A 22,598-nucleotide genomic window follows, 5' to 3' on the forward strand; every position below is an offset into this window, starting at 1 on the left:
TTCCTGCGTAAATCTATTTAATCTCAATGGATTTAATATTCTCCATAGTAACATCCTTTTTCGGAACGGTAATCTTAAGGATACCGTCTTCATACGCTGCCTCAATTTTTTCAGCTGCCGCATTTTCCGGCAAGGTGAAAGATCGGCTGAAAGAACTGTAATTGAACTCCCTTCTGGTAAAGGAACCGCTTTCATCCTTTTCCGAATGTTCTTCACGTGTTTCGCTGCTTACCGTCAATACATTTCGCTCCAGGTCAATCTTGAAATTCTCTTTCTTAATTCCCGGCGCCGCAACGTGTATTTCAAATGCATCCTTGTGTTCCAGCACGTTTACCGAAGGTAATGTGTTCTCGGAAGGTGAAAATCTTTGTCTGTTGAAATCGAAAAGATCTCTGGTAATGAAATCATCAAAAAAGCTGTTTCTTCTGATAAGATTAGACATGATACATCAATTTTTTGGGTTAGACATCAAGTAATTATACCGAAGAGGACACAAAAAAAATGCCCGCAATATTCTGCGGACATTTTTACAGTTTATACTGAACACCAGGTATTTATGTCAGAAATCAGTCACAATTTTAAAAAAAATCTGCGAAAATTTGTCACTTTAACGCACATGCTGAAAACAGAAATCATTACCGATCCTTGTTTTGCGCTTGCAGCGCGTTCCTGCCTGGGTAGTCCCTCGGCAGCGGCTGGCGGAATTGGTTCCTGAAACCTTTTTCGGCAGTGATTTTATTCCGGAGATCTGGCGGTATGGCGGCCGGCAAATTCTGCATGGAGTCAGTCCGCTCCGAAGCGCATTTTCAATGCCCGAAACAGAGGAAACATTCCTGACCATTCGGCAATTAGAGAGATGGTACTTTGTACCCGAAGGAGTTCGGTAAACGCTCTGGGCAGCGACCGAAATACCGGTGATCACCAATATCAGCCACAGCAATTTCACATTAATCGGCGAAATAAGACCTTAAGGCCTCAAGGTTTTTCTTGTCGTTGCCTATGAAAATCTCGGTGTCCGTCATGAAAACGGGACGCTTAAGAAAAGTGTAGTGATCCAGTATGAGTTCTTTATAATCTTCTTCAGTAAGTTTCTTGGGGTCCAGTTCACGAAGCTTGATCTGATTGGATTTTTTGCTGAAAAAAGCTTCATAAGAGCCGGCAAGCTTATGCATCTGCTCCACCTCTTCTTCTGTTATTGGATTTATCTTAATCTCGCGAAGTTCCCAATCTTTCAAATTAAATTTTTTCAGGATTTTCAGGCAGGTATCGCAGGTTTTAAGGTAAAAAACTTTTTTCATCTTGCTAATATAACAAAAAATAAATGCGCGGCGGGAAAAATCATGGAAAATTTTCATTAAAAAAGCACCCATTTCGCGAAAAAAAGGATGCTTTTCACAATATTTTTAATATCCCTACTGTGGAACTACCAGAACCTGACCCGGATAAATTTTATTGGGATCTGAAAGCATTGGCTTATTGGCTTCAAAAATTTTGTTATAGGCATTCGCATCACCATAAACTTCCTTTGCAATTTTTGATAATGTGTCGCCACTCTGTACAGTATGAAATTTCGGCTGAACAGCTGCTGCGGCAGGTGCCGGCGTCTGAGCTGCAACAGGTGCAGCCTTAACCGTCATCCGGTCATTTACACCGTCAATACCTTCCACATTTCCGGCCGCCACATAAATTTTTCCTTTCTCGTCCCAGTTTTTTGCCTCACCCTGGATGGTCACCTTATCATCGGCCACCGTAAAAGTAAGTGCCGAAATATCGAAACCATATTTGGCCACATGATTCTTCACCTTCAGTGCCTGTTCTTCCGGCTTTTCGCCACCGCCAAAAATTTTCTCACCTACATTTTTTAAAAATGATCCTAAACCCATTGTTTGTAATATTTTAATGTTAAATACCAAAGTCTATCTTCAGCATGCTGTACCTATCAACTTCTATGCTTACTATCGTTAATAAGGTGTTAAACTTGGAGCAAAGGTGGCTGTTTACGGGACTACCAGCCGGCTAATCATTATCTTTAAATTAAATATTGAATTATGGTAAACACTCCTATCAGTTTCAGTTCATATCCGAGCCCAGTGACGTTAACCACGTTGGCAACGTGCACGGCGGCAGCGTAATGAAATGGATAGACCAGGCCGGCTATGCCTGTGCAACCACCTGGAGCAGCAATTATTCCGTAACGGTGTATGTGGGCGGAATAAGATTTTATGAACCGATCAAGATTTGTGAGATTGTACAGGTGGAAGCCCAGGTCATTTACACCGGAACTTCAAGCATGCATATTTCCATCAACGTATTTTCCAGAAACCTTAAGCAACCGGATTTCGACAAGAAAACGCACTGCATCATCGTGTTTGTGGCTGTGGATGAAAACGGCAAAAAGCTCCCCGTACCAAAATGGATTCCCGAAACAGAAAAGGAGAAGCAAAATGAGGCATATGCAATCCGCCTTATGCAGTTGAGAGAAAAGCTTGAGGATGAGATGAAGCCGTTTCTTTAGAAATTCAAAACAATAACGCTACGGAATTTTTGCGTTAATCCTCCATTTCCAAAAAGAAAATTTCGTTAACTGTCTATTTAAAGAAGTTGGCGATTTAAGTGCAAGAACTGTGGATGTAACGTAGCGCTCTGTTTCTATTGAATTAACCGTTTGGCGGGATACTCCAACTCTTTCTGCAAGTTCCTGCAGGGTGATCTTCAGGAGGGTCCGCTCGAACCGGATATTATTCTTTATCGTAATCCACTTCCTTAGAGGTGGCAAAATAAATCAGGTTTAGGAGTAAGGTCACAATCAATATCGCTGAGGATGAGTTGAAATATTCCAACGGCTCTTCCAGAAAGGAATTCAAAATCCGTCCGAAGACTACAAGTCCAATAATACTTTGAAGAGAATAGGCCCAGGTTCTGTATCGAATCTTCTTTATTCTTTCATCTTCAATTTTTTCCTTTGAAATATTTATCAACGCCAGCCCAGTTAATAACAAAGTGACCGCGATCCTAAAGTCATGATCAGTATCTGGAAACCAGCCTTGCGTTTGGAGAATAAAAAGAGCCAGTGACAATAGGATTACAGCGACCCCAACCATTTTAAAACCGTTCGGAAGCAAATACACATCCCTTTTTATAAATTGAGTACTCATAAAGATAAGGTATTGTAGGTGAGTTACTTTAAATTAATGGAAAACTTACTGTTGGGTTAAGATACAAAAAATCCTTTCTGAATTCAGAAAGGATTGATTTGTTGAAATATTTTGTTCTAACTTATCTCGCAATATTCACCGACCTTGTCTCGCGAATAACCGTTACCCGTACCTGACCCGGATACGTAAGTTCATTCTGAATCTTTTCAGAAATGTCGTAAGAAAGTTGTGAGGACTGGTCGTCGTTCACCTTGTTGCTTTCTACCATTACCCGAAGTTCACGTCCGGCCTGGATGGCGTACGCGCTGGAAACACCGTCAAAGCTCATAGCTGCAGCTTCAAGGTCTTTTAAACGCTGGATATAGGATTCCAGCACCTGACGTCTTGCGCCCGGTCTTGCACCTGAGATCGCATCGGCAACCTGAATGATCGGTGAAAGAAGCGAAGTCATTTCCACTTCGTCGTGGTGCGCACCGATGGCATTCACCACCTCGGCATTCTCGCCGTACTTCTCGGCCCACTGCATGCCTAAGAGTGCGTGTGGCAGTTCTGACTCCTGCTCCGGCACCTTTCCTATATCATGCAGTAAACCTGCTCTTTTAGCCATCTTTACATTCAGGCCGAGTTCTGCAGCCATAGTTGCGGCGATGTTCGCCACTTCACGTGAGTGCTGAAGAAGATTCTGGCCATAGGAAGACCTGAATTTCATACGTCCTACGATTTTAACCAATTCCGGATGAAGTCCATGGATACCCAAATCCATTATGGTTCTCTTACCTACTTCAATGATCTCCTCTTCGATCATTTTCTTGGTCTTCTCCACCACTTCTTCGATTCTTGCCGGGTGAATTCGGCCGTCAGTTACGAGTCTGTGCAGGGAAAGTCTGGCGATTTCTCGTCTCACCGGATCGAAACAGGAAAGCAGGATTGCTTCGGGAGTGTCGTCAACAATAATTTCAACTCCGGTGGCAGCTTCCAGGGCACGGATATTACGTCCTTCCCTGCCGATAATACGTCCCTTAATCTCGTCTGATTCAATATTGAAAACAGAAACAGAATTCTCTATAGCCTGCTCAGTACCTATACGCTGAATTGTCTGGATCACAATCTTTCTGGCTTCCTGCTTGGCGTTAAGCTGCGCTTCTTCCATAATGCTCTGTACGTGAGCCTGCGCACGGCTTTTGGCTTCTGCTTTCATAGCTTCCACCAACTCCGCTTTTGCATCTTCGGCGCTGTAATTGGCAATTTTTTCCAAAATCTCAACTTTCTGAGCGATCACCGCATCAAGGTCCTGCTGTTTCTTCTCCAGGATTTCATGTTTTTTCGCATAATCAGCAATCTGTCTGTCCAGGTCTTTTTCAAGTTTTCCTGTCTTGCTGAGTTCATCATTCAGTTTTTGCTCTTTGTCGCGGATTCTTTTCTCGGCATCCTGCATCTTCTTTTCACGGTTCTGGATCTCAGAATCGTGCTGTGATTTCAACTCAAGGAATTTAACTTTTGCCTGTGATTCCTTGTCTTTGCGTAATGCTTCGGCTTTCACATTAGCAGTTTCTATAACGTTTTCGGCATTCTTCTTTGCATCTTCCAGAATGAACCTGGCTTTGGTGTTCAGTGAACTTCGGGAAAAAACCATACCCAGCACAGCCCCAATGACCAGTGCGAGAATGCCTACGATAATAACAGTTGTTGTCATATTGCGTTTTATTTGTCTAGTTATATGTTATTTTAAATGTTTTGAAATAAAAAAAGCCCACAACAGTTCAGTGATTTAGAGTAAACTCCTAATCAACACGATTTGAACTGATTTCCAATGTCTGTAATCCGCGGTTGCGGCACGCCATTCACTGGACTTTTGTTCGGTAATTGTTTAGCGTTGAGTTTACCTTTAATGTGTTAGAACTATTGTAGGCAGTACTTATCGGAAAAGAAAAATCTACTTTTCCAGGTCTTCCAGCAGCTGGCTGATCTTCAACAGCCTTTCGTTGGAAGCATTTATATTTTTCTCGTTGTTCTTGGCAGAAACTTCAGCACTGGTACCCAGTTTCAGGGCACACATTGCCAGCGCATCCTGCTTATCTCTGACATCGAAATTAAGTTCAAAATCTTTAATCATAGCTTCAATCTGCTTCCCTACCTTGCGGAGTGTTTCCTCCTCAGCGGCAGGCACATTCAGCGGATAAACCCTTCCGGCCACATTAATGGTAATTCGCCTCACGTCCATTACAGTCCACTGTTTTGAAGCTCTGCAATACAAAAATCCACTTCCTTGATTAACCGGTTGATATGACTCTTCATTAGCCTGTTATGTTCGGGATTTCCTGCTATTGCTGAATAAAGTTTTATTTTCTTCTGTTCTTCTGCGAGTACCTGGTTTTTTTTCCGCTCTTCATCATATTTAAACTGCAGCTCTTCGTGCTCTTTTTCCAGGTCCTTATATTTGGTATAAAGATTACGGTAATCCTTACTAACATTAGAAATTTTTCTTTCTAATTCAGAAAAATTATTTTCTAATTCTTTTAGCATTCCGCGTCTTTAAAATTCTAACATTTAAGCAAAAGTATAAAATTAAATTGAAATCAAGTGCTTTACCCGGCAGTATTTTCAGGCGAAAGCATAAAAAAAGAAGGCTAAATAAACCTTCTTTCCTATAGATTGTATAAATTGTCTTATTCAAATTTAAGAATAAACATAAAAGCTCTGGATTGTGCCGTGCTAATTGATTTTGCCCAGTACGGTGGCGTTGCCGGATCGTCGGAAACCATTTCATTATTCAGGAAGAAGGTCCCTCTGAAGCCCGGCGTCAGTTTAAACCGGTTAAAGTAAATCTGAACACCCATTTCCGCCGACCATGCAAAATTATGTGTGGTGGAACGGAATACGCCCTGAAGGTTGTCGTCACTGTTATTTGCATTGGACTGCAGGTTCATAATGTAATTTACACCAGCGGCAGCATAGGCACGGGTATTGTACCAGCGGTCGCCGTGTACCTCGATCATCGCAGGTATATCCAGCATGGTTGCCTTGATGTTGCGAACCTTATCTGCTTCAGTAAGCTGTTTTGGAGTAAACTTAGGATTGGTAAGCGTACCGTCGGAATATTGGTCATTGCTCTGAGTTTCAAAACGAAGCTCTCTCTGAATGAACTGCAGTCCCGGCTCCAGTCTTAAGTCAAAATGATCGTTAAGGCGCATCTTACCAATCAGGCCGGCACCAAATCCGTAGCTGGGCTTGGAGGTTACGAGATTGTGGTTAACATCCATCCCGTATCTGGGATCCAGTACCAAACGGTAATCATACATTGCCCCATTAAGATAAAAGCCCCAGCTGAATTTCTGTTGGTCAAAACTTTCCAGTTTATCCATCCGGTTTCTTGTACGGAACTGCGCATCTGCAAAAGTGGCAAATGCCAACGACGACAGGACCAAAGACTTAAATAAAATTCTGTTCATGTGTTATATTAATTTTTACAACATCCTGCGCTGGCGCCGGATATCACTTGGTAGCTTTATAAATTGTGGCAATGCCTAAACTCAGCTTCTTAAATTCAACATTTTTAAATCCTGTTTCCAGCAGGATATTCTTCATCTTCTCTCCATACGGAAATGCATTTACCGAATCCGGCAGATAGCTGTAAGCTCTGTGATCCTTAGAGATCAGCTTGCCGATTCTGGGCAGGATATTCCTGAAATAAAACATATAAAACGGTCCCAGGAAGCCTTCCACCTTAGAAAATTCCAGTATGTACACGCTTCTGTTCTCCTTAACAACCCTCCTAAGTTCAGCGAGCCCTTTGTTCAGATTTTCAAAATTACGAACCCCGAACGCCACTGAAACCGCATCAAAGCTGTTATCTTCAAAAGGAAGGTTCTCTGCATCACCTTTCTGCATGGAAATTCTGCCGTCTAAATTAAGTTTTTTTATTTTAACCAGACCAACATTTAACATTTGCTGAGATAAATCCAACCCTACGACCTCGGCCTGTGTCCCTTTATGGACTGCAATTGCCAGATCTCCGGTGCCGGTAGCCACATCCAGAACCTTTTCCACGGAATCCTTCTTCATCCACTTTACAAGTGTATTCCGCCAGGCTACATCAATTTTCATCGAAAGTACATGGTTCAGCAAATCGTATTTGGGAGCTATGTTGTCAAACATATCCTCCACTTCACTTTTTTTGCTGGCATCCGAATTATAGGGTTTTATCTGTTCCAAATCTGTTAATTAAAATTGATAATAATCTTTGTAGTAATTCAGGAAATCCTGTTTACGGAATATTTTGGTGCGAGCTTCCACTTTCTGTATGTTCTTGATCACCGGATCATACCGCTCGTCCAGATTGTAATAGAAATCCTCTGTATATAAGCTGTTGAAGAGCTTAGGTGCACCGTGGTACGCCTTGCCGTCAATCATTGTAGTACCCAGAGCCAAAAGCAGAGAATCACGTTTCAGATCATACCCATAATACTGGGTATTGATGTAATAATCCTGGTGACTGATGTTAAGCAGACCACGCACTTTGTTTACATTAAAGGCAGAATCGTAAATCATGCTTTTCTTCTCATCATAAACCTTTATCCGGTTCGTGCCTTTAGGCAGGTCCACTTTTATATACTGCCCTGCAGTGATAATACGTTCAGCATCGTCATTAATCCTGAAATAATAGATCTCAGGAGTAGGATTGTCCACCAGGTAATAGTCTTTCTTGGAAAGGAAAAGAAAATAGACCCCAAACGCCATAATTACGAACAAAACGGAAATTATAAAGCCTGTAAGGGCGGGGTTTTTTTTCATTGTTTTTCGGTGATATTTCTGCAAATTTAGTAATATTTTTGGTTCTGTCCTGTTAGATTTTAATTCTTACATTTGCAGGTATATTTTTATTTAAATGCCGAGTACAATAATAATAGGTTCAGGAAGCTATCTTCCGCCAAGAGTAGTAGGTAGAGACCATTTCCTGGACAGTGAATTCTATACCGAAGAGGGCCAGCGCATCGATAAACCAAATGCCGAAATCATAGACAAATTCGTAGAAATCACGGAGATCGAGACCCGCAGATATGTGGATGACACCCAAATGAATTCCGATATCGGTCTTATCGCGGCTCAGGAGGCAATAGAGGACGCGAAAATCAATCCTGAAGAACTTGATTATATTATTTATGCCAGTAATTTTGGTGAGGTAAGCGAGAGCACACGCTCTAACTTCATGCCTAATATGGCCGCCCGTCTGAAAAAGAAACTGGGCATCAGGAACAGAAAGTGTATTACTTATGATATGATCTTTGGCTGTCCGGGCTGGGTGGAATCCATGATTATGGCCAACCACCTAATTAAAGCCGGTGCAGCGAAAATGATCCTGGTGGTGGGTGCCGAAACGCTGAGCCGCGTAACTGATCCATACGACAGGAACAAGATGATTTTTGCTGACGGTGCCGGTGCCGTTGTAGTGCAGGCCACTGAAGAGGAAAATGTAGGTATTCTGGAGCATAACACCATCTGCGATAATGACGCAGAACTTAATTATCTGGAAAATGCACCTTCACTGAACAAAGAAGCCAGTCAGATTCCGCTTTATGTTCGTATGCAGGGACGGAAGATCTACGAATATGCGTTGAAGAACGTTCCAGCTGCAATGAAAGCTACCCTTGACAATGCAGGGTTGGAAATATATGATATCGATAAGATCCTCCTGCATCAGGCCAATGCCAAAATGGACCATGCAATTATAGACCGTCTTATGAAACTGTACGGGCACAGCGATTATGACCGCATTATCGCCCCCATGACTATTCAGTTTTTGGGCAACTCATCCGTGGCTACTGTTCCTACCATGTTCAATATGATCAAAAAAGGTAAAATGAAGGGTCATAAGTTCAGGGACAAAGGCAACATCCTGCTCGCTTCCGTAGGCGCCGGTATGAACATCAACTGTATTGTCTACCGTTTCCCGTAAAAAAGATCACATCAATCAATTTAGGCACAAAATTTTCTGATTTTTGTGCCTTTTAGTTTTTATCCCTATGCAAAGGAATTTTCTGATATTCACTGTCCTTATCTTCTTTCTGGAATTTTACGTCTTTCAGGCTTTCCGGAATATTTTTGACAAAGGCGCAGCCAGGACCATGTACTGGACCGTTACCATACTTACCTATGTCACTCTGGTTTACCTTATTCTTACACTGGACCGCGCGGACCGTGAGCATCACCGTATACAGATCATCGTATCTGTTTTTCTGATCTTTGTTCTTCCAAAACTCTTGGTGGTTGTGATGTTGCTGATAGACGACATACTGAGACTTTTTCAGTTTGGTTATCAATACGTGACCTCTAACCCTACGTCGGAATATCCGGAACGCCGAAAATTTCTGAGTCTGACAGGCATAGGTTTGTTCGGACTGGCGGCAGGTCTCTTTGCCGATGGAATTATATTTGGAAAATACCGTCACAAAGCGCGTAAGGTAAAGCTTAAAATTCCGAATCTCCCAGCAGGACTTAAAGGATATCGAATCGTGCAGATTTCCGACCTTCACAGCGGCAGTTTTTTTAACCCTGAGAAATTAAGACCCGCGATTGAACTGATCAACAGTCAGCAACCGGATCTTGTGCTGTTCACCGGTGACGTAGTTAATAACTATGCGGAAGAATTCTCACGGTTTATCCCGCTTTTTTCCGAGATTAAGGCACCTGACGGTAAGTTTGCGGTTCTGGGCAATCATGATTACGGAAAATATGGCGAGTGGGCGTCTGAAGAAGAACAGAAGGCAAATGTTCCCAACCTGATCAAACTTCTGAAAAAAGCCGGTTTCGAAACCCTTCTAAACGAACACCGGAAACTGACCGTTGCAGGTGCGGACCTTTTCGTGATAGGTGTTGAAAACTGGGGCATCAAGCCTTTTCCGCAATATGGAGACCTTAACAAGGCGACCAAAGGCATACCGTCCGACGCGATAAAAGTCTTGATGAGCCATGATCCGTCACATTTTGATGAAGTGGTGAAAAAGCATCCATCCAATGTGCAACTCACCGTCTCGGGCCATACGCACGGAATGCAGTTTGGCCTGGACTTGAAAAACATCAAATGGAGTCCCGTGCAGTACCGTTATAAGAAATGGGCAGACCTATATGAAAGTGAAGGCAGATATCTCTATGTGAACAGGGGATTTGGTGTGATTGCCTACCCCGGACGGGTGGGTATAGATCCCGAGATCACCGTGTTTGAACTTAGTTAAATTTTAAAGGGACTGCAATATGCAGTCCCGTTTTTTATGGCAAATATAAAAAGTGTTAACTTAAAGTATTATTTAATTAAATCCTCTTCTCAACTGATTTTCTGATAGTTGATTTAGATTATTTAAACCAAATTCTATTTCTCTAATTTTACTTTAAGGTTCTTAAGCATGTCCTTTGTCATATCCGTAATATCGAATTCATAGTTCAGTCCCCAGTCTTTTTTTGCCACGCTGTCATCAATGGATGAAGGCCAGGAATCGGCAATTGCCTGACGGAAATCCGGGTTGTAATCAATTTCAAACTCAGGCATTTCTTTCTTGATTTCTGCTGCAAGCTCCTGGGGAGTAAATGACATTCCGCCGAGATTATAAGAGGAACGAACCGTCAGATTTTCGGAAGGAGCCGACATGAGCTGGAGTGTGGCGTTGATCGCATCGTCCATATAAAGCATAGGCATAGCAGTTTCTTCGGAGATAAAGCTGGTATAGCTGCCTTTTTCCACAGCTTCATAGAAAATTTCAACGGCGTAATCCGTGGTTCCACCTCCGGCAGGTGTTTTCCAGGAAATAAGTCCGGGATAACGGATGCTCCTTACATCCACACCATATTTATCAAAATAATATTCGCACCATTTTTCACCGGCCATTTTTGAGATGCCATAAACGGTTGTCGGATTCAGAACTACGTCCTGCCCTACATTATGCTTGGGAATTCCTTTACCGAAAACAGCAATAGAACTTGGCCAGAAAATCTTTTTCAGCAAACCTTCCCGCGCAAGTTCACAGAAGTTAAGCAGAGGTTCTACATTAAGCTTCCATGCGAATAATGGCTGCTTCTCAGATGTTCCGGAGAGCAGTGAAGCGAGATGATACACAGTTGTAATTTCGTAGTCCTTCACCACCTGCCTGACAAGTTGAGTATTGGATACGTCCATCCTTTCATAATAGCCTGCAGAGGTAAGGTTTTTATCGTAACGGTCCAGTCCGGAAGCCACCACATTTTCGGCGCCATGAATTTCAACAAGTCTGTTGGTGAGCTCAGTTCCAATTTGCCCAAGGGCACCTGTAATCAGGATTTTTTCCGTGTAGGACTCCATGCTTTTTGTTTAGAAATTAGATACCGGCAAATTTAGAAAAATTGAGACGTTAATAAAAGTATTCTTTACTTTTGATAAAACTTCCTGTGATGAAAAATATGCTTTTGATTATTCTGTTTTGGCCGGTTATCACGCTTGCGCAGTTCACCGAAATCAATGTGGTCAAGGAAGTACGTACTAAAGATAAAGGTGTGGTTGTAAGCGCTCATCCGCTGGCAAGTGAAGTTGGAGCAGGCATATTACGGCTTGGCGGCAACGCTTTTGATGCAGCCGTCGCAACCCAACTGGCTCTGTCAGTGGTTTATCCGCAAGCGGGAAATCTGGGCGGCGGAGGTTTTCTGGTCGCGGTAAAAAGCAGCGGCGAAAAATTCACCCTGGATTACCGCGAAACTGCACCGGCAAAAGCTTCACGGGATATGTATCTGGACAGACAAGGCAATGCCGATACAGACCTGTCCCAAAACGGCAGGCTTGCCGTTGGCGTACCGGGTTCTGTAGCAGGAATGTTTGCTACTCTAAAGCACTGCAATCTGCCGATGGATGTCCTAATACAGCCTGCCATAGAGCTTGCAGTGAAAGGATTTACTATAACAGCGCGTGAAGCAGCTTTGCTTAACCGCCAAATGCCTCAATTTAATCTACACAATACCATTCGCTCGGTATTTCAGAAAAAAGAACTGTGGAAGAAAGGAGATTTGCTGGTCCAGAGGGAACTGGCTGAAACACTGACAAGAATACAAAAGGATGGCGCCAAAGGATTCTATGAAGGTAAAACTGCAGAATTGATTGTCGCTGAAATGAAACGGGGTAAAGGCATCATTGAACTGCAGGACCTTCGGAATTATAAAGCTGTTGAACGGCAACCCCTGCTTTTCCGTTATAAAGAGAATGAAATAGTATCCATGCCTTTGCCTTCAAGTGGCGGAATATTGCTCGCGCAAATGCTGAAGATGTCGGATTTTCAAAACCTCGGAAAGTTTACTCATAACTCACCTGAGGCGGTCCAGATAATGGTGGAAGCTGAGCGCAGGGCTTTTGCTGACCGTGCCGAATTTATGGGCGATCCGGATTTCACTGAAGACAGAACCCAGATGCTGATTTCTGAAGAGTATCTGAAGAAACGCTGGGAAAATTTTGACAGAAATTTCGCAACTCCGAGTGCTGCTGTAGGTAAAATCACAGCGCTGCCGGAAGAATCTGCGGAAACAACGCATATCTCAATACTGGACCGGGAAGGAAATGCGGTATCTGTCACCACCACACTCAACGGATTATATGGAAGTAAAGTGGTTGTAGCAGGCGCAGGATTTTTCATGAATAAGGAAATGGATGACTTCTCAGTTAAACCCGGAGTACCCAATATGTTTGGTGCCGTAGGTGGAGAAGCCAATGCCATACAACCGGGTAAAAGGATGCTGAGTTCAATGACACCCACTATTGTTATGAAGAAGGGTAAACCGTTCATCATTGTAGGAACACCGGGCGGTACTACAATTCCAACCTCCGTGTTTCAGTCGATAGTAAATATTGTGGATTTCGGGTTAAACCCATCAGAAGCCGTAAATTCGCCCAAGTTTCACCATCAGTGGCTGCCAGAGGGCGTCCTTGTTGAAAGGACGTTTCCAGAAAAGACCATAGAGTCACTGATCAAAAAGAATTACAGTTTTGTTAAAACGGAACAGATTGGCAGGACAGAATTAATCGTCTTTGATGATACGGGAATGACGACAGCAATTGCTGACAGTCGCGGCGATGATTCTGTAGGTTTAGAATAATAAACTATGAATAAAGAAAATAAAAATTTTATCAGAGAAAAGGTTCTGGGGTATAAACCGGATTTTGATTTGGATATTTTGGAAGCCGGCCTGGCGGAATTTCAGGTGGATTACTATAAAGCTGGAGAATTTATCTTACAGGAGGGCGAGGTTTGTAAGCGGATTTTCATGGTTGAAAATTCAATTACACGGTGCTTTTTCGTAAACGGGGAGGCTGAAGAAAAAACAGTTTGGCTGGAGCAGAAAAGCTCTGTAATAACTGAATTTGAAAGTTTCAGCTCCCAAACTACCAGTAACTGCAATATTTACTGCTATGAGGATTCCATTGTCTACTCCATAGACAGACAGGACTTAATGAAACTATACACTTTGTATCACGACTGGGCCCTGTTTGGACTGCTTATTATGGAGGAACATTACGTAAGCTTACTAAAATTTGGTAACAAACTGAATTTCAATAGTGCAAGCGAGAATTATGATCTCATTGAAACCCATTTCTCTCACTATTTAGACGTCGTGCCTCTCAAACATCTTGCATCATGGCTAAATATTTCTCCAGTTCATCTTTCCCGAATCCGCAAAGAAAAAGGAAATTTTTCTAAAATAAACAAATGTTAAGCGGTGGAAGTATTGAGAGGAATATATTTGTACAGATTCGGGAACACAAATGATGAGAATCTGCCTTTCAATTTCTTGCCTTTGTTGCATTAGGTCAGTTTTCGGTTAAATAATATGTTAAATACCATTTATTAAGCCGAAACCTCGCAACAATGGGCAAGTTTTTATTTCAAGTGACAAACTAATCTTTTCCAGCCAGTTTCTTAAGCATCCCGTTAAAAATAAGCCCGTGGAACGGCAGGACTGCATACCAGTACAGTCTTCCGGACAAACCCAATGGCCTGAACGTTGCCTCCTGATGCAGTACTCCATCTTTTATTCTGAATTCGAGCCAGGCTTCGCCCGGAACTTTCATTTCAGCAAAAAGTAAAAGCCGTTTTTCTTCCTTACTGGCATAAAGCACCCTCCAAAAATCTACAGAGTCTCCGGCTTCCAGCTCACTGTGATTCCGCCGGCCCCGCCGAAGTCCTACACCTCCAAATATCTTATCAAGAAAACCACGGATCCGCCACAGGAAATCGGCATAATACCAGCCGGTCTTGCCGCCAATACTGAAAATTCGCTCCAGTGCAGAATCTTCATTGTCAACCGTCATGGAACGGACATCTTTGAAACAGCCTTTTGACGGCACTTCAAGATATTGCCAGACATTACGAGCATGAAAGGTCCCACTGAATGAATCGTACCAGCTGGAAAGCACATCATTCTGTTTAATCTTGTCAAAAGCCATCAGAATCGCCTCGCGGTAAGAAAAAAGCTGAATACCAAGATCCTCAGCAAGCGTATTATTACTGGCTATCACGTTGATCTTCATACTATCCACCAGGTTCTTTGCCAGGGGATAACTCGTACTTGTAATAAAGTAAAGCCAATAGGAGGACAGCTTGGGCGTCATCACCGGCACCATATAAATATGCCTTTTCAATCCGCGTACCTGAGCATACTGCAGCAGCATTTCTTTATAAGTCAGAATATCCGTGCCGGCAATATCATAATTTTTGTTGAAGGTAAATTCCTTGCCCAGAACACCCACCAGAAACTGGATCACGTTCCGTATTGCGATGGGCTGACATTTTGTGTTCAGCCATTTTGGAGCAATCATTACCGGAAGTTTCTCCACAAGGTCGCGTACGATTTCAAATGAAGCACTGCCTGAGCCCACTATGATTCCGGCACGCAGACTCGTAAGTGCATATCTGTCACTTTTAAGCGACTCTTCTACCCTTTTCCGCGATTCCAGGTGCCTGGAGAGTTTCTGTTCGTTCACTATTCCGGTCAGGAAAATGACCTGCTTTACGCTCGTTGCTTCCATAGCCGTACGGAAATTATCTGCGGACTGCTGCTCCTTTTTGGCAAAATCGCCTTCGCCTGAAGACATGGAATGCACAAGATAATAGGCTGCATCTAGATCTATAGGAATATTGTCCAGCGTGGCGGAATCCAGGAAGTCATTCTGTACAACCTGCAGACGGTTCACGTGATTCTGGTACAGCCTGGTACTGAATCGCTTGGGATCGCGCACGGAACAAACTACAGTATGCCCCTCTTCCAGAAGCTGTATAAGTAAACGTTTGCCAATGTAACCTGTGGCACCGGTAAGAAAAATTTTCATTTAGAGAAGAGTTTCTGCAGTATTCTGTATCGGCTTTCAAATATGAAAACCACACGCTTTTTTACAGCTTCACCTGCAAGTATGTCGCCAAAGATGCCTAAGGGCATTTTAAAATTCACTATGTCTTTCATCAGGACACGTCCGTCACCGGTTTCGGTAAAATGGTGCTCATGATGCCACATGGCATAAGGACCGAAGCGTTGTTCATCCACAAAAAATCTCTTAGGGACAAAGTGTGTAATCTCGGTAATCCAGTTGCTTTTGATTAATGGAATTATTCCGATTTTATAGGTAATAATCTGTCCCTGGTACGTATGCTGGCCCGGACTGTTGGTAATACTGAATTTCATTTCTGAAGGGGTGATCCGGTCCAGATTGCCTGGAACAGTGAAAAACGCCCAGGCTTCATCCAACGATATAGGAAGTTCCTGCTCTGAAGTTAGGGTGTAGATGCCGGACTGTTTTACTACTTTAAGCTTCATTTTTATAGGGTTAAAGGTTTCTGCCATCTCAGTTTAAAATATTCGAACACCAAAACGATACCGTACAGCAGAGCAAAACAGTAGAAACTGTCCTCCAGTGGCATAGTTCCCACACGGATTCCCAGATTCTCAGCATCATCATAAAACACCACGGGCTCAGCTGAATAGTTGCCGGTTAGGGCATTATTAACAAAGAAAAAAGGGATGTATATGATGACAAAACTTATATAAAACCGCGAAGCAAATTTCCACCGGAAAATCAGCTGAAAAAGCATCAGCAATGAGAACAGACCAAATGCGGTGACAGTATAGATCTTATCTATGTTAAGAGCAGCAATGGCCGCGCTCAGAACAAACAGGAAAAGGGAGATATAATGAGTGACAGATTTACTGAGTACAAGCTTTGGGAGAAAATACTCCAGTGCGTAATGGATAAAGACGCTCGCATAAGGTATAAGAAGAAAGAAGAGGTATTCCTCCAACGGCATCCCTATAATCCGGAGACCAATAAGATAGTCATCATTAAATCCCCAGACACCCATTTCTGTGAACCAGATATCCCAGGCAATAAAAAACAGTCCAACAATGAATATCGCCGAAAAAAAAGGTTTCCAGTATTGGATGAAATGCATTCTTTTTCGTTCGAAACTGAAAAGAAACGGAATGCAGAAACTCAGAAGATCAAGTAACAGATAGTAGTAATGCTGCAAGACGGATAATTATTTTGTTGATGATTTTGCTTCGCGGAAGTAGCGCAGCGGCACGAACAGCATGCCGAAACATTCGCCGTCTTCCTTTCCCAAATGTTTATGATGAATCTTATGTGCTTTTCTCAGTGCCCGGAAATACCAGTTATTGGTTTTGTCGAACCACTTGAAACGGCGGTGAATAAGGACATCATGCACCATGAAATAGCACATGCCGTACAGAAAAACGCCCAATCCTACAAAGAAAAGCCAGTTAAGACCGTACCAACTTCCAAAATAACACAATAGCATACACGGAACAGCGAATACAAAGAAAAAGAAATCATTTTTCTCGAAAACATGCGGATATCCGGGCTGATGATGGTCCTCATGAAAATACCAACCCAGCCCGTGCATAATGTACTTGTGCGTAAGCCAGGTAATCCCTTCCATACCTACAAATACAGCAACAGTAATTAAAATATAAAAAAGAACTTCCATTATTTACATCTTAAAATATGACTTTATTTTCCTTATCAGGTAAGCATCTGAACTGCGTTTCATTTCAGATAAGATAAACTTTCTGTCCGCGGCCAAATCGGAGCGATAACCTAATACCGCAGGTGCCTGATCCTGACTCATAAAACGTATAAAACGGATCTCCAGATTTTTTGGATCCTTCCTCACCGCTTCGTCCAGCGCTTTTTGGCCTTTGCTGAAATAATAATACTGGGTGATGGGATTGGTTGAATGTTTGGCCATCAGAAAATTTCCAAGCGCAAAGAATGCCAGGGCAATAGGTTTACGACTTGAATCATAGCTCCTGCGGGAATCTTCAAAAAGCGTTTTGGAGGCCGAATCCGAATGCTCAGCCTGCTGCATAAGTTTACGGAACCGCTCAAGATCCTGACTACTAACCAGCACAAACGAACTGAACAAAACTAAGGCAAATAACTTTTTCACAGCCGCACCAAATTTAGGTTCTTATTAAGCAACATCTCGCCAAAAAGATAAATCTTCCTTGCATTGGACACCCTGATTCTTTTGGTGAGCAGCAGTGCCGGCTCGGTATTCCTGATCTTCAGGAACAGGTTGAGATAATATTTATAAGCCATAAAAACGGCCATTCTACTGGAAATAGGCAGCATTTTAATGCCAATGAAGGCATGAGCGAAATCTCTGGCAATGTCTTCCTCTATCCTCTGTTTGTCGCCCAGGCTGAACTTACTGAAATCCACCTCAGGGAAGTAGGTTCTGTTCAGGTCATTGAAATCGGCTGCAATATCCCGCAGAAAATTTATTTTCTGAAAGGCCGCACCCAGGCTTTGAGCATACGGCTTCAGTCGCTCATATTCTTCGTCGTTTCCGTCCACAAAAACCTTCAGACACATTAAACCTACCACTTCAGCACTTCCGTAAATATATTCATTATAGCGGGAATCATTGAAATTCCTTATAACACCAAGGTCCATACGCATGGAATCTAAAAACGAATCCACCAAATGAGCAGGAATGTTTTTTTCATGCAGGGTGCGGCAGAACGAGTGCAGTATGGGATTTAAAGAAATCCCTTTGTCGGCTGCGCTGCGGTAACAGGATTCAAATTCTGCCAGAAGCTGGGCCTTATCATACCCGTGGAAAGTATCAACAATCTCATCGGCGAATCTCACGAAACCGTAAATATTGTAGATATGCTGTCTGATGTCAGGTTTAAACAGTGTGGACGCCCATGCAAATGAGGTACTGTATTTTTGCGTCACCATCTTCGAGGACAGGCCGCAAACTGTGTGGAAAATGTCAAGATTATTCATAGGTATAATGTGGGTGATTTGGTGATTTGTGTTCTTTACAAATATATTCAGCGACAACTTTTCCCGAAATAAGCGCGGGCGGAACTCCGGGGCCCGGCACCGTGAGTTGTCCCGTATAAAAAAGATTGCTTAGTTTCCTGTTGTCAATTCTCGGCCTCAGCACGGAAGTCTGCAGAAGCGTGTTGGCAAGACCGTAGGCATTGCCCCTGCAGGAATGATAGCGCTCTTTGAAATCCTGCACACCGAAACTCTTCTTAAAAGCAACTGCGTCCCGCAGGTCTTCACCCGTGTTTTTTCTGATGCGCTCCAGAATCAGATCAAAGTAGCGGTCATGAATTTCCTGCGAATCCTGAAGGTCCACAGCCACGGGAATGAGGAAAAAGCCTACTTCCTTATCAGGATCGCAAAGCCCCTGATCTGTTTTGCTGGAGAAATTGGCGTAAAAAAGAGGTTTTTGGGGCAATGCACCGGTATCATAGATTTCACGGGCATGCTCCTCAAAATCGGTGTCAAAGAAAAGGTTATGATGCTGCAACTTCGGCACCTTTCTGTTGAATCCCACATAATACAGGAACGATGAAGGAGCAAAAGTTTTCTTCTGCCAGTAAGATTCTGAATAATTCCGCAGGCCGCTGTGGAGTAAAGTTTCGGTATGGGCGTAATCGGCGCCGGAGATCACAACATCTGCATAATAAGTGGAGTTCTGAGTAGTTACGGATTTCACCTTGCTTTCCTGGCAGTCTATCGACTTCACCTCTTCATTAACCTTAAATGCTACCCCAAATTCAACCGCCAGTTGATGAATTCCCCTTGCAACCGCGTTGAAGCCACCTTTCGGATACCAGGTGCCCATGCCGAAATCCGCATGGTTCATAAAGTTGTAGAAAGCAGGAGTATCCGACGGTTTTGCGCCCAGAAAGAGCACGGGAAATTCCAGAATGCTGCGTAACTTAGGATTCTTAATGTTGCGGCGGACAGTTTGTGAAATATTCTGAAAAAATAAGGGAAGACGTGCAGCTGTTTCCGGACTTACCAGTTCAAGCAGGGATTTACCGGGATTGTACACAAGGTCCGTCATGGCTACTTTGTAATTAGCCTCTGCTTTTTCCATAAACCTGCGAAGATGAGCGCCACTACCGGGTTCTATTTTCTCAAATGTCTGGATAATGCTTTCAGGATTATCCGCGATGTCTATGTAATCATCTTCGCCAAAATATACCCTGTAGGCAGGTGAGAGCTTTTCCAGTGTATAATAATCGGCAACCCTACGGTCAAAATCAGCAAAAAACCTTTCGAAAATATCAGGCATCCAATACCAGCTGGGTCCCATATCGAAGCGGAAGCCATCGCCTTCCAGCATGGAAGCGCGTCCGCCGATCTGCTCATTTTTCTCCAGGACCGTTACCTCGTAACCGGCCTTGGCCATATAGCAGGCACATGATAAAGATGAAAAACCGGATCCAATGATAACTGCTTTTTTCATAAGGGCTAAAATCAATTAGTACAAAAGTATACTTTTATACTTGCTTTGGAAATATTTTTGACTATCTTTACAATAAGGAAAATCAATAATAAATATACTGCTTTTTTAAAGTACTGAATCACAATCTTTTTACAGGATGCATCTGCTGTATGGACTGCTTACGCTACAGTTTGGCATCTGCCTGTATTCTCAGTATCTTTGCAGGGATCAATTTATATACAAGACCACAAGTTTCCTATAATGAGACGGTCTGAACTTAAATAAACGATGGAACTTCATCTTATCATTGAAATTCTGACAGAACTGGACCATTTTCAGAAAAGTCATCCACAAAACCAGCAAAGTCTGGAAGATTTCCGCATGCACCTTAACCAAAGAGCTTACCAAAGAGAGACTCCCAGGAATCTTTCTGAAAAATTTGACCTTAAGGTATATGATCTGGAGAATGAAATCGCCAAGCAGGTGATCATGCTTGGACGATACTCCAAACAGCTTATCCGAAAATCACTGGAAAACCATCCTGCCCTGGCAAATGAGGATTTCACTTATCTGTTCCGGATGATGGATTATGAGAGCCTGACGAAAATGCAACTCATTGAAAAAAATGCGCACGAAAAGCAGACGGGCATTGAAATCATTAAACGTCTGGTAAAGAACGGCTTGTTTAAGGAAAGTCCTGATGAGAATGACAAGCGCAGCACACGGATTTCAGTAACGGAGAAGGGCCGCAATGTTTTTTTAGACTCCATGCAGGACATTACCAAAGTTTCCAGGATCATGTGTGGGCAACTCAGCCTCAAGGAAAAAGAAGCACTTCTTTCCTCACTTAAAAAACTGAATACTTTTCATCACACGGTTTACTCCAACTTCAAAAATGAAGACACCGATGAAATTATGAAAATGCTTTAAACTTTTCAAAAAAACCTGTCTGAAAATTTACACAACAATTTTCAGGCTTTTTGGCCATATTTTTATATGCACTGGCGACGGTATTTTGACACCCTCACCATCCAGGTGCCAGACATCACTATCGACCTCAAACCGGATTTCCGGCACGGACAGATATTTTATGTACTGATTTGGAATGAGTTTTTTTGAGAACATTCGGTATGCAAAAACCGGTGCGTGTATGAAAGGGAATTTCCGCACCAGGGCGATCTCCAGCAGTCCGTCACTATGGCTGGCGTGAGGTGCGATAAAGGCATTGTTACCAAACTGCCGGGTATTGGCCACGTTAATCATCAGATATTCGCCGTTGCAGTCACTGTATTTTTCTTCAAAACGTACCTTGATGGGTCTGTAACTCCTGTATTTTGCCAGGGAAGTGCGGATGTAATTGGCAAAACCACGGGAGGTCTGCTCGAAAGTCTGTATTACTTCGCCGTCAAAACCGGTACCTGAAACATTGACGGAAATCCTGCCGTTCACCGTGAAAGTATCAATCTCCTCAACATTGCCTGCCTTTATTTTACCCAGCAAGTGATCCAGGCTTGAAGAAAATTTCATCTCACGCGAAAAACCGTTACCTGATCCTGCCGGAATTACAGCCAGGAGTTTTGACGTGTTCAGCAGGTTTGAAGCTACACTGGATATGGTACCGTCTCCGCCAACTGCAACAAAAATATCTGCCTCATCAAAATTTTCCAGGATGAAATCATGTGTTGACTGTACCGACTGGGAAATATGGACAAGGGGATCCGGTATCCGGGCCTTTAGTTGTCTGAGAAAGTGGTCTGCACTGTTTTTTGCAGAACGTGGATTGATTATAAAAGCGGTGCGCAACATAGCTGCAAATGTAGATAAAGAAAAGCTAATTATTTGGCCGGTATACCCACGCGTTCTTTAAATTCTGGCTTCAGCGCTCCTGAAATCCTGGACAGCGGCAGTGCTATCTGAATTATTCCGGAAGCATAGGGTGCTATTTCATACTGCCCGTAAACGAAAGTAAGTGAATCCTGATCAAAAAAGAAATTTTGGGTATAGGTTAAAGTTGCCGGTTCGAAAAGCTCACCTTTACGCGAACCCAGATGTGCAAGCAATAGCTGATTCCACGGAACTGCTTCTACATCAACAATATCCTCCAGTTTGATATTTTTTTGCTGAATAATATCGGCTGTCCTGTAATTCTCATACGCATACCCATGTGCGCCGCCGGTGTATCCATAACCGGTATACTGAACAGTCAGTAATCCGTGGTAATTACCGTGAACTTTCATCGCAGAATGCTGATCCCATTTTTGAGACCGTTCGGGCATAAAATCCCGGTAATCTGTACGGGAATCTACAAAGTAGCTGTGCATACGGTCAGATGCGGCTTTCTGTACAGCAGTTTTTGAATAGTTGGGCAATACATTACCATCCTGGAAAAGTACATCAGCATAAAGAGTGTCCAGAACGGCCTTTTTCAAACCTTTGAACAGCAGCACATTCTGGCTGTATTCCAGCGTAAGCGTTGGGGAAATTACAGCGGAATCAGTGATTTTAAGCGAATCCACAGCAAAAGATACCTTCTCCCTGGCCGCTGTAGTATCCGTTTTGTTATATGAAGTGTCCGGCAGAGATTTTTCCACAGTTTTCTTGTTGCAGCTTGCCGAGAGAACGCCTGCAAGTGTCAGCGTACAAAGTAATTGTTTCATAGTAGTCATCTGAA

At 42.9% G+C, this 22,598-nt stretch carries 27 protein-coding genes and 1 pseudogene; 7 read left to right on the forward strand and 21 right to left on the reverse strand.

Translation table 11 applies throughout. The annotated features are described in order from the left end of the window. Positions 1 to 13: 13 nt before the first annotated feature. Positions 14 to 442 (reverse strand): Hsp20/alpha crystallin family protein, encoded by a 429-nt coding sequence (locus tag P0M11_RS06200; protein ID WP_275624907.1) that lies wholly within the window; start codon positions 440 to 442, stop codon positions 14 to 16. A gap of 214 nt (positions 443 to 656) precedes the next feature. Here P0M11_RS06200 and P0M11_RS06205 point away from each other — a divergent pair, with 214 nt between their 5' ends. Beyond that, positions 657 to 887, forward strand: coding sequence for a hypothetical protein (locus P0M11_RS06205; RefSeq protein WP_275624908.1), 231 nt, complete (start codon positions 657 to 659; stop codon positions 885 to 887). Between the two features lie 60 nt (positions 888 to 947). Here P0M11_RS06205 and P0M11_RS06210 read toward each other — a convergent pair whose 3' ends face one another. Further along, positions 948 to 1,298 (reverse strand): ArsC/Spx/MgsR family protein, encoded by a 351-nt coding sequence (locus tag P0M11_RS06210; protein WP_158063830.1) that lies wholly within the window; start codon positions 1,296 to 1,298, stop codon positions 948 to 950. A gap of 114 nt (positions 1,299 to 1,412) precedes the next feature. Further along, the gene (lysM, locus tag P0M11_RS06215) at positions 1,413 to 1,883 is read right to left on the reverse strand and encodes a peptidoglycan-binding protein LysM (RefSeq protein ID WP_158063829.1); all 471 of its coding nucleotides are present in this window, start codon (positions 1,881 to 1,883) and stop codon (positions 1,413 to 1,415) included. Between the two features lie 158 nt (positions 1,884 to 2,041). Here lysM and P0M11_RS06220 point away from each other — a divergent pair, with 158 nt between their 5' ends. Continuing rightward, positions 2,042 to 2,515, forward strand: a complete 474-nt coding sequence (locus P0M11_RS06220; RefSeq protein ID WP_275624909.1) for an acyl-CoA thioesterase — start codon at positions 2,042 to 2,044, stop codon at positions 2,513 to 2,515. A gap of 73 nt (positions 2,516 to 2,588) precedes the next feature. Here the strand turns inward: P0M11_RS06220 and P0M11_RS13295 are convergent. The 8 genes and pseudogenes from P0M11_RS13295 to P0M11_RS06255 all read right to left on the reverse strand — a co-directional run. Beyond that, positions 2,589 to 2,695 (reverse strand): annotated as a pseudogene (locus tag P0M11_RS13295) (helix-turn-helix domain-containing protein); the annotation flags it as partial. Between the two features lie 43 nt (positions 2,696 to 2,738). Next, the gene (locus P0M11_RS06225) at positions 2,739 to 3,155 is read right to left on the reverse strand and encodes a hypothetical protein (RefSeq protein ID WP_275624910.1); all 417 of its coding nucleotides are present in this window, start codon (positions 3,153 to 3,155) and stop codon (positions 2,739 to 2,741) included. A 121-nt stretch (positions 3,156 to 3,276) separates the two neighbouring features. Beyond that, positions 3,277 to 4,848, reverse strand: a complete 1,572-nt coding sequence (rny, locus tag P0M11_RS06230) for a ribonuclease Y (protein ID WP_275624911.1) — start codon at positions 4,846 to 4,848, stop codon at positions 3,277 to 3,279. Between the two features lie 240 nt (positions 4,849 to 5,088). After that, complete coding sequence (locus tag P0M11_RS06235; protein ID WP_158063821.1) at positions 5,089 to 5,376, reverse strand: cell division protein ZapA; 288 nt, start codon at positions 5,374 to 5,376, stop codon at positions 5,089 to 5,091. Continuing rightward, complete coding sequence (locus tag P0M11_RS06240) at positions 5,376 to 5,678, reverse strand: hypothetical protein (RefSeq protein ID WP_158063820.1); 303 nt, start codon at positions 5,676 to 5,678, stop codon at positions 5,376 to 5,378. The genes P0M11_RS06235 and P0M11_RS06240 overlap by 1 nt, the downstream gene beginning before the upstream one ends. Positions 5,679 to 5,821: 143 nt before the next feature. Continuing rightward, positions 5,822 to 6,604, reverse strand: coding sequence for a porin family protein (locus P0M11_RS06245; RefSeq protein WP_275624912.1), 783 nt, complete (start codon positions 6,602 to 6,604; stop codon positions 5,822 to 5,824). 43 nt (positions 6,605 to 6,647) lie between these two features. After that, positions 6,648 to 7,367, reverse strand: a complete 720-nt coding sequence (gene ubiE / locus P0M11_RS06250) for a bifunctional demethylmenaquinone methyltransferase/2-methoxy-6-polyprenyl-1,4-benzoquinol methylase UbiE (RefSeq protein WP_158063818.1) — start codon at positions 7,365 to 7,367, stop codon at positions 6,648 to 6,650. A 9-nt stretch (positions 7,368 to 7,376) separates the two neighbouring features. Continuing rightward, on the reverse strand, positions 7,377 to 7,946 hold the full coding sequence (locus tag P0M11_RS06255) for a hypothetical protein (protein ID WP_275624913.1): 570 nt from the start codon (positions 7,944 to 7,946) through the stop codon (positions 7,377 to 7,379). Positions 7,947 to 8,040: 94 nt separating this feature from the next. On the opposite strand from P0M11_RS06255, the gene P0M11_RS06260 reads away from it, so the two are divergent. Further along, entirely contained in the window at positions 8,041 to 9,108 is a 1,068-nt protein-coding gene (locus P0M11_RS06260; protein ID WP_275624914.1) for a ketoacyl-ACP synthase III, read from the forward strand. Between the two features lie 67 nt (positions 9,109 to 9,175). Then, a complete protein-coding gene (locus P0M11_RS06265) occupies positions 9,176 to 10,384 on the forward strand; it encodes a metallophosphoesterase (RefSeq protein WP_275624915.1) in 1,209 nt (402 codons plus the stop codon). Positions 10,385 to 10,518: 134 nt separating this feature from the next. On the opposite strand, the gene P0M11_RS06270 is transcribed toward P0M11_RS06265, so the two are convergent. After that, a complete protein-coding gene (locus P0M11_RS06270; protein ID WP_275624916.1) occupies positions 10,519 to 11,481 on the reverse strand; it encodes an NAD-dependent epimerase/dehydratase family protein in 963 nt (320 codons plus the stop codon). 89 nt (positions 11,482 to 11,570) lie between these two features. Between P0M11_RS06270 and ggt the strand changes: the two genes are divergently transcribed. Then, positions 11,571 to 13,256, forward strand: a complete 1,686-nt coding sequence (gene ggt / locus P0M11_RS06275; RefSeq protein ID WP_275624917.1) for a gamma-glutamyltransferase — start codon at positions 11,571 to 11,573, stop codon at positions 13,254 to 13,256. Positions 13,257 to 13,262: 6 nt separating this feature from the next. Continuing rightward, positions 13,263 to 13,874 carry a Crp/Fnr family transcriptional regulator gene (locus P0M11_RS06280; protein WP_275624918.1) on the forward strand — a complete coding sequence of 204 codons (612 nt, stop codon included), beginning with the start codon at positions 13,263 to 13,265 and terminating at the stop codon, positions 13,872 to 13,874. 181 nt (positions 13,875 to 14,055) lie between these two features. Here the strand turns inward: P0M11_RS06280 and P0M11_RS06285 are convergent, their stop codons facing one another. From P0M11_RS06285 to crtI, 7 genes are read right to left on the reverse strand one after another with little or no spacing between them, the layout of a single operon-like run. Continuing rightward, positions 14,056 to 15,486 carry an SDR family oxidoreductase gene (locus tag P0M11_RS06285; protein WP_275624919.1) on the reverse strand — a complete coding sequence of 477 codons (1,431 nt, stop codon included), beginning with the start codon at positions 15,484 to 15,486 and terminating at the stop codon, positions 14,056 to 14,058. Then, entirely contained in the window at positions 15,483 to 15,968 is a 486-nt protein-coding gene (locus P0M11_RS06290; RefSeq protein ID WP_158063810.1) for an SRPBCC family protein, read from the reverse strand. The genes P0M11_RS06285 and P0M11_RS06290 overlap by 4 nt, the downstream gene beginning before the upstream one ends. A gap of 2 nt (positions 15,969 to 15,970) precedes the next feature. Further along, on the reverse strand, positions 15,971 to 16,678 hold the full coding sequence (locus P0M11_RS06295) for a lycopene cyclase domain-containing protein (RefSeq protein WP_275624920.1): 708 nt from the start codon (positions 16,676 to 16,678) through the stop codon (positions 15,971 to 15,973). Between the two features lie 9 nt (positions 16,679 to 16,687). Continuing rightward, a complete protein-coding gene (locus P0M11_RS06300) occupies positions 16,688 to 17,155 on the reverse strand; it encodes a sterol desaturase family protein (protein WP_275624921.1) in 468 nt (155 codons plus the stop codon). A 3-nt stretch (positions 17,156 to 17,158) separates the two neighbouring features. Continuing rightward, on the reverse strand, positions 17,159 to 17,617 hold the full coding sequence (locus tag P0M11_RS06305; RefSeq protein ID WP_275624922.1) for a hypothetical protein: 459 nt from the start codon (positions 17,615 to 17,617) through the stop codon (positions 17,159 to 17,161). After that, positions 17,614 to 18,465 carry a phytoene/squalene synthase family protein gene (locus P0M11_RS06310; RefSeq protein WP_275624923.1) on the reverse strand — a complete coding sequence of 284 codons (852 nt, stop codon included), beginning with the start codon at positions 18,463 to 18,465 and terminating at the stop codon, positions 17,614 to 17,616. Before P0M11_RS06310 ends, P0M11_RS06305 begins: the two co-directional genes overlap by 4 nt. Beyond that, positions 18,458 to 19,948, reverse strand: a complete 1,491-nt coding sequence (crtI, locus tag P0M11_RS06315) for a phytoene desaturase family protein (protein ID WP_275624924.1) — start codon at positions 19,946 to 19,948, stop codon at positions 18,458 to 18,460. Before crtI ends, P0M11_RS06310 begins: the two co-directional genes overlap by 8 nt. Positions 19,949 to 20,215: 267 nt before the next feature. Between crtI and P0M11_RS06320 the strand changes: the two genes are divergently transcribed. Next, positions 20,216 to 20,857 carry a MarR family winged helix-turn-helix transcriptional regulator gene (locus P0M11_RS06320; protein ID WP_158063804.1) on the forward strand — a complete coding sequence of 214 codons (642 nt, stop codon included), beginning with the start codon at positions 20,216 to 20,218 and terminating at the stop codon, positions 20,855 to 20,857. 27 nt (positions 20,858 to 20,884) lie between these two features. On the opposite strand, the gene P0M11_RS06325 is transcribed toward P0M11_RS06320, so the two are convergent. Then, positions 20,885 to 21,733 carry a diacylglycerol kinase family protein gene (locus tag P0M11_RS06325; RefSeq protein ID WP_275624925.1) on the reverse strand — a complete coding sequence of 283 codons (849 nt, stop codon included), beginning with the start codon at positions 21,731 to 21,733 and terminating at the stop codon, positions 20,885 to 20,887. A gap of 29 nt (positions 21,734 to 21,762) precedes the next feature. Beyond that, the gene (locus tag P0M11_RS06330; protein WP_275624926.1) at positions 21,763 to 22,584 is read right to left on the reverse strand and encodes an RsiV family protein; all 822 of its coding nucleotides are present in this window, start codon (positions 22,582 to 22,584) and stop codon (positions 21,763 to 21,765) included. Positions 22,585 to 22,598: the final 14 nt, after the last annotated feature.

Source organism: Kaistella sp. PBT33-4, from assembly GCF_029194425.1.
Taxonomy (GTDB): domain Bacteria; phylum Bacteroidota; class Bacteroidia; order Flavobacteriales; family Weeksellaceae; genus Marnyiella.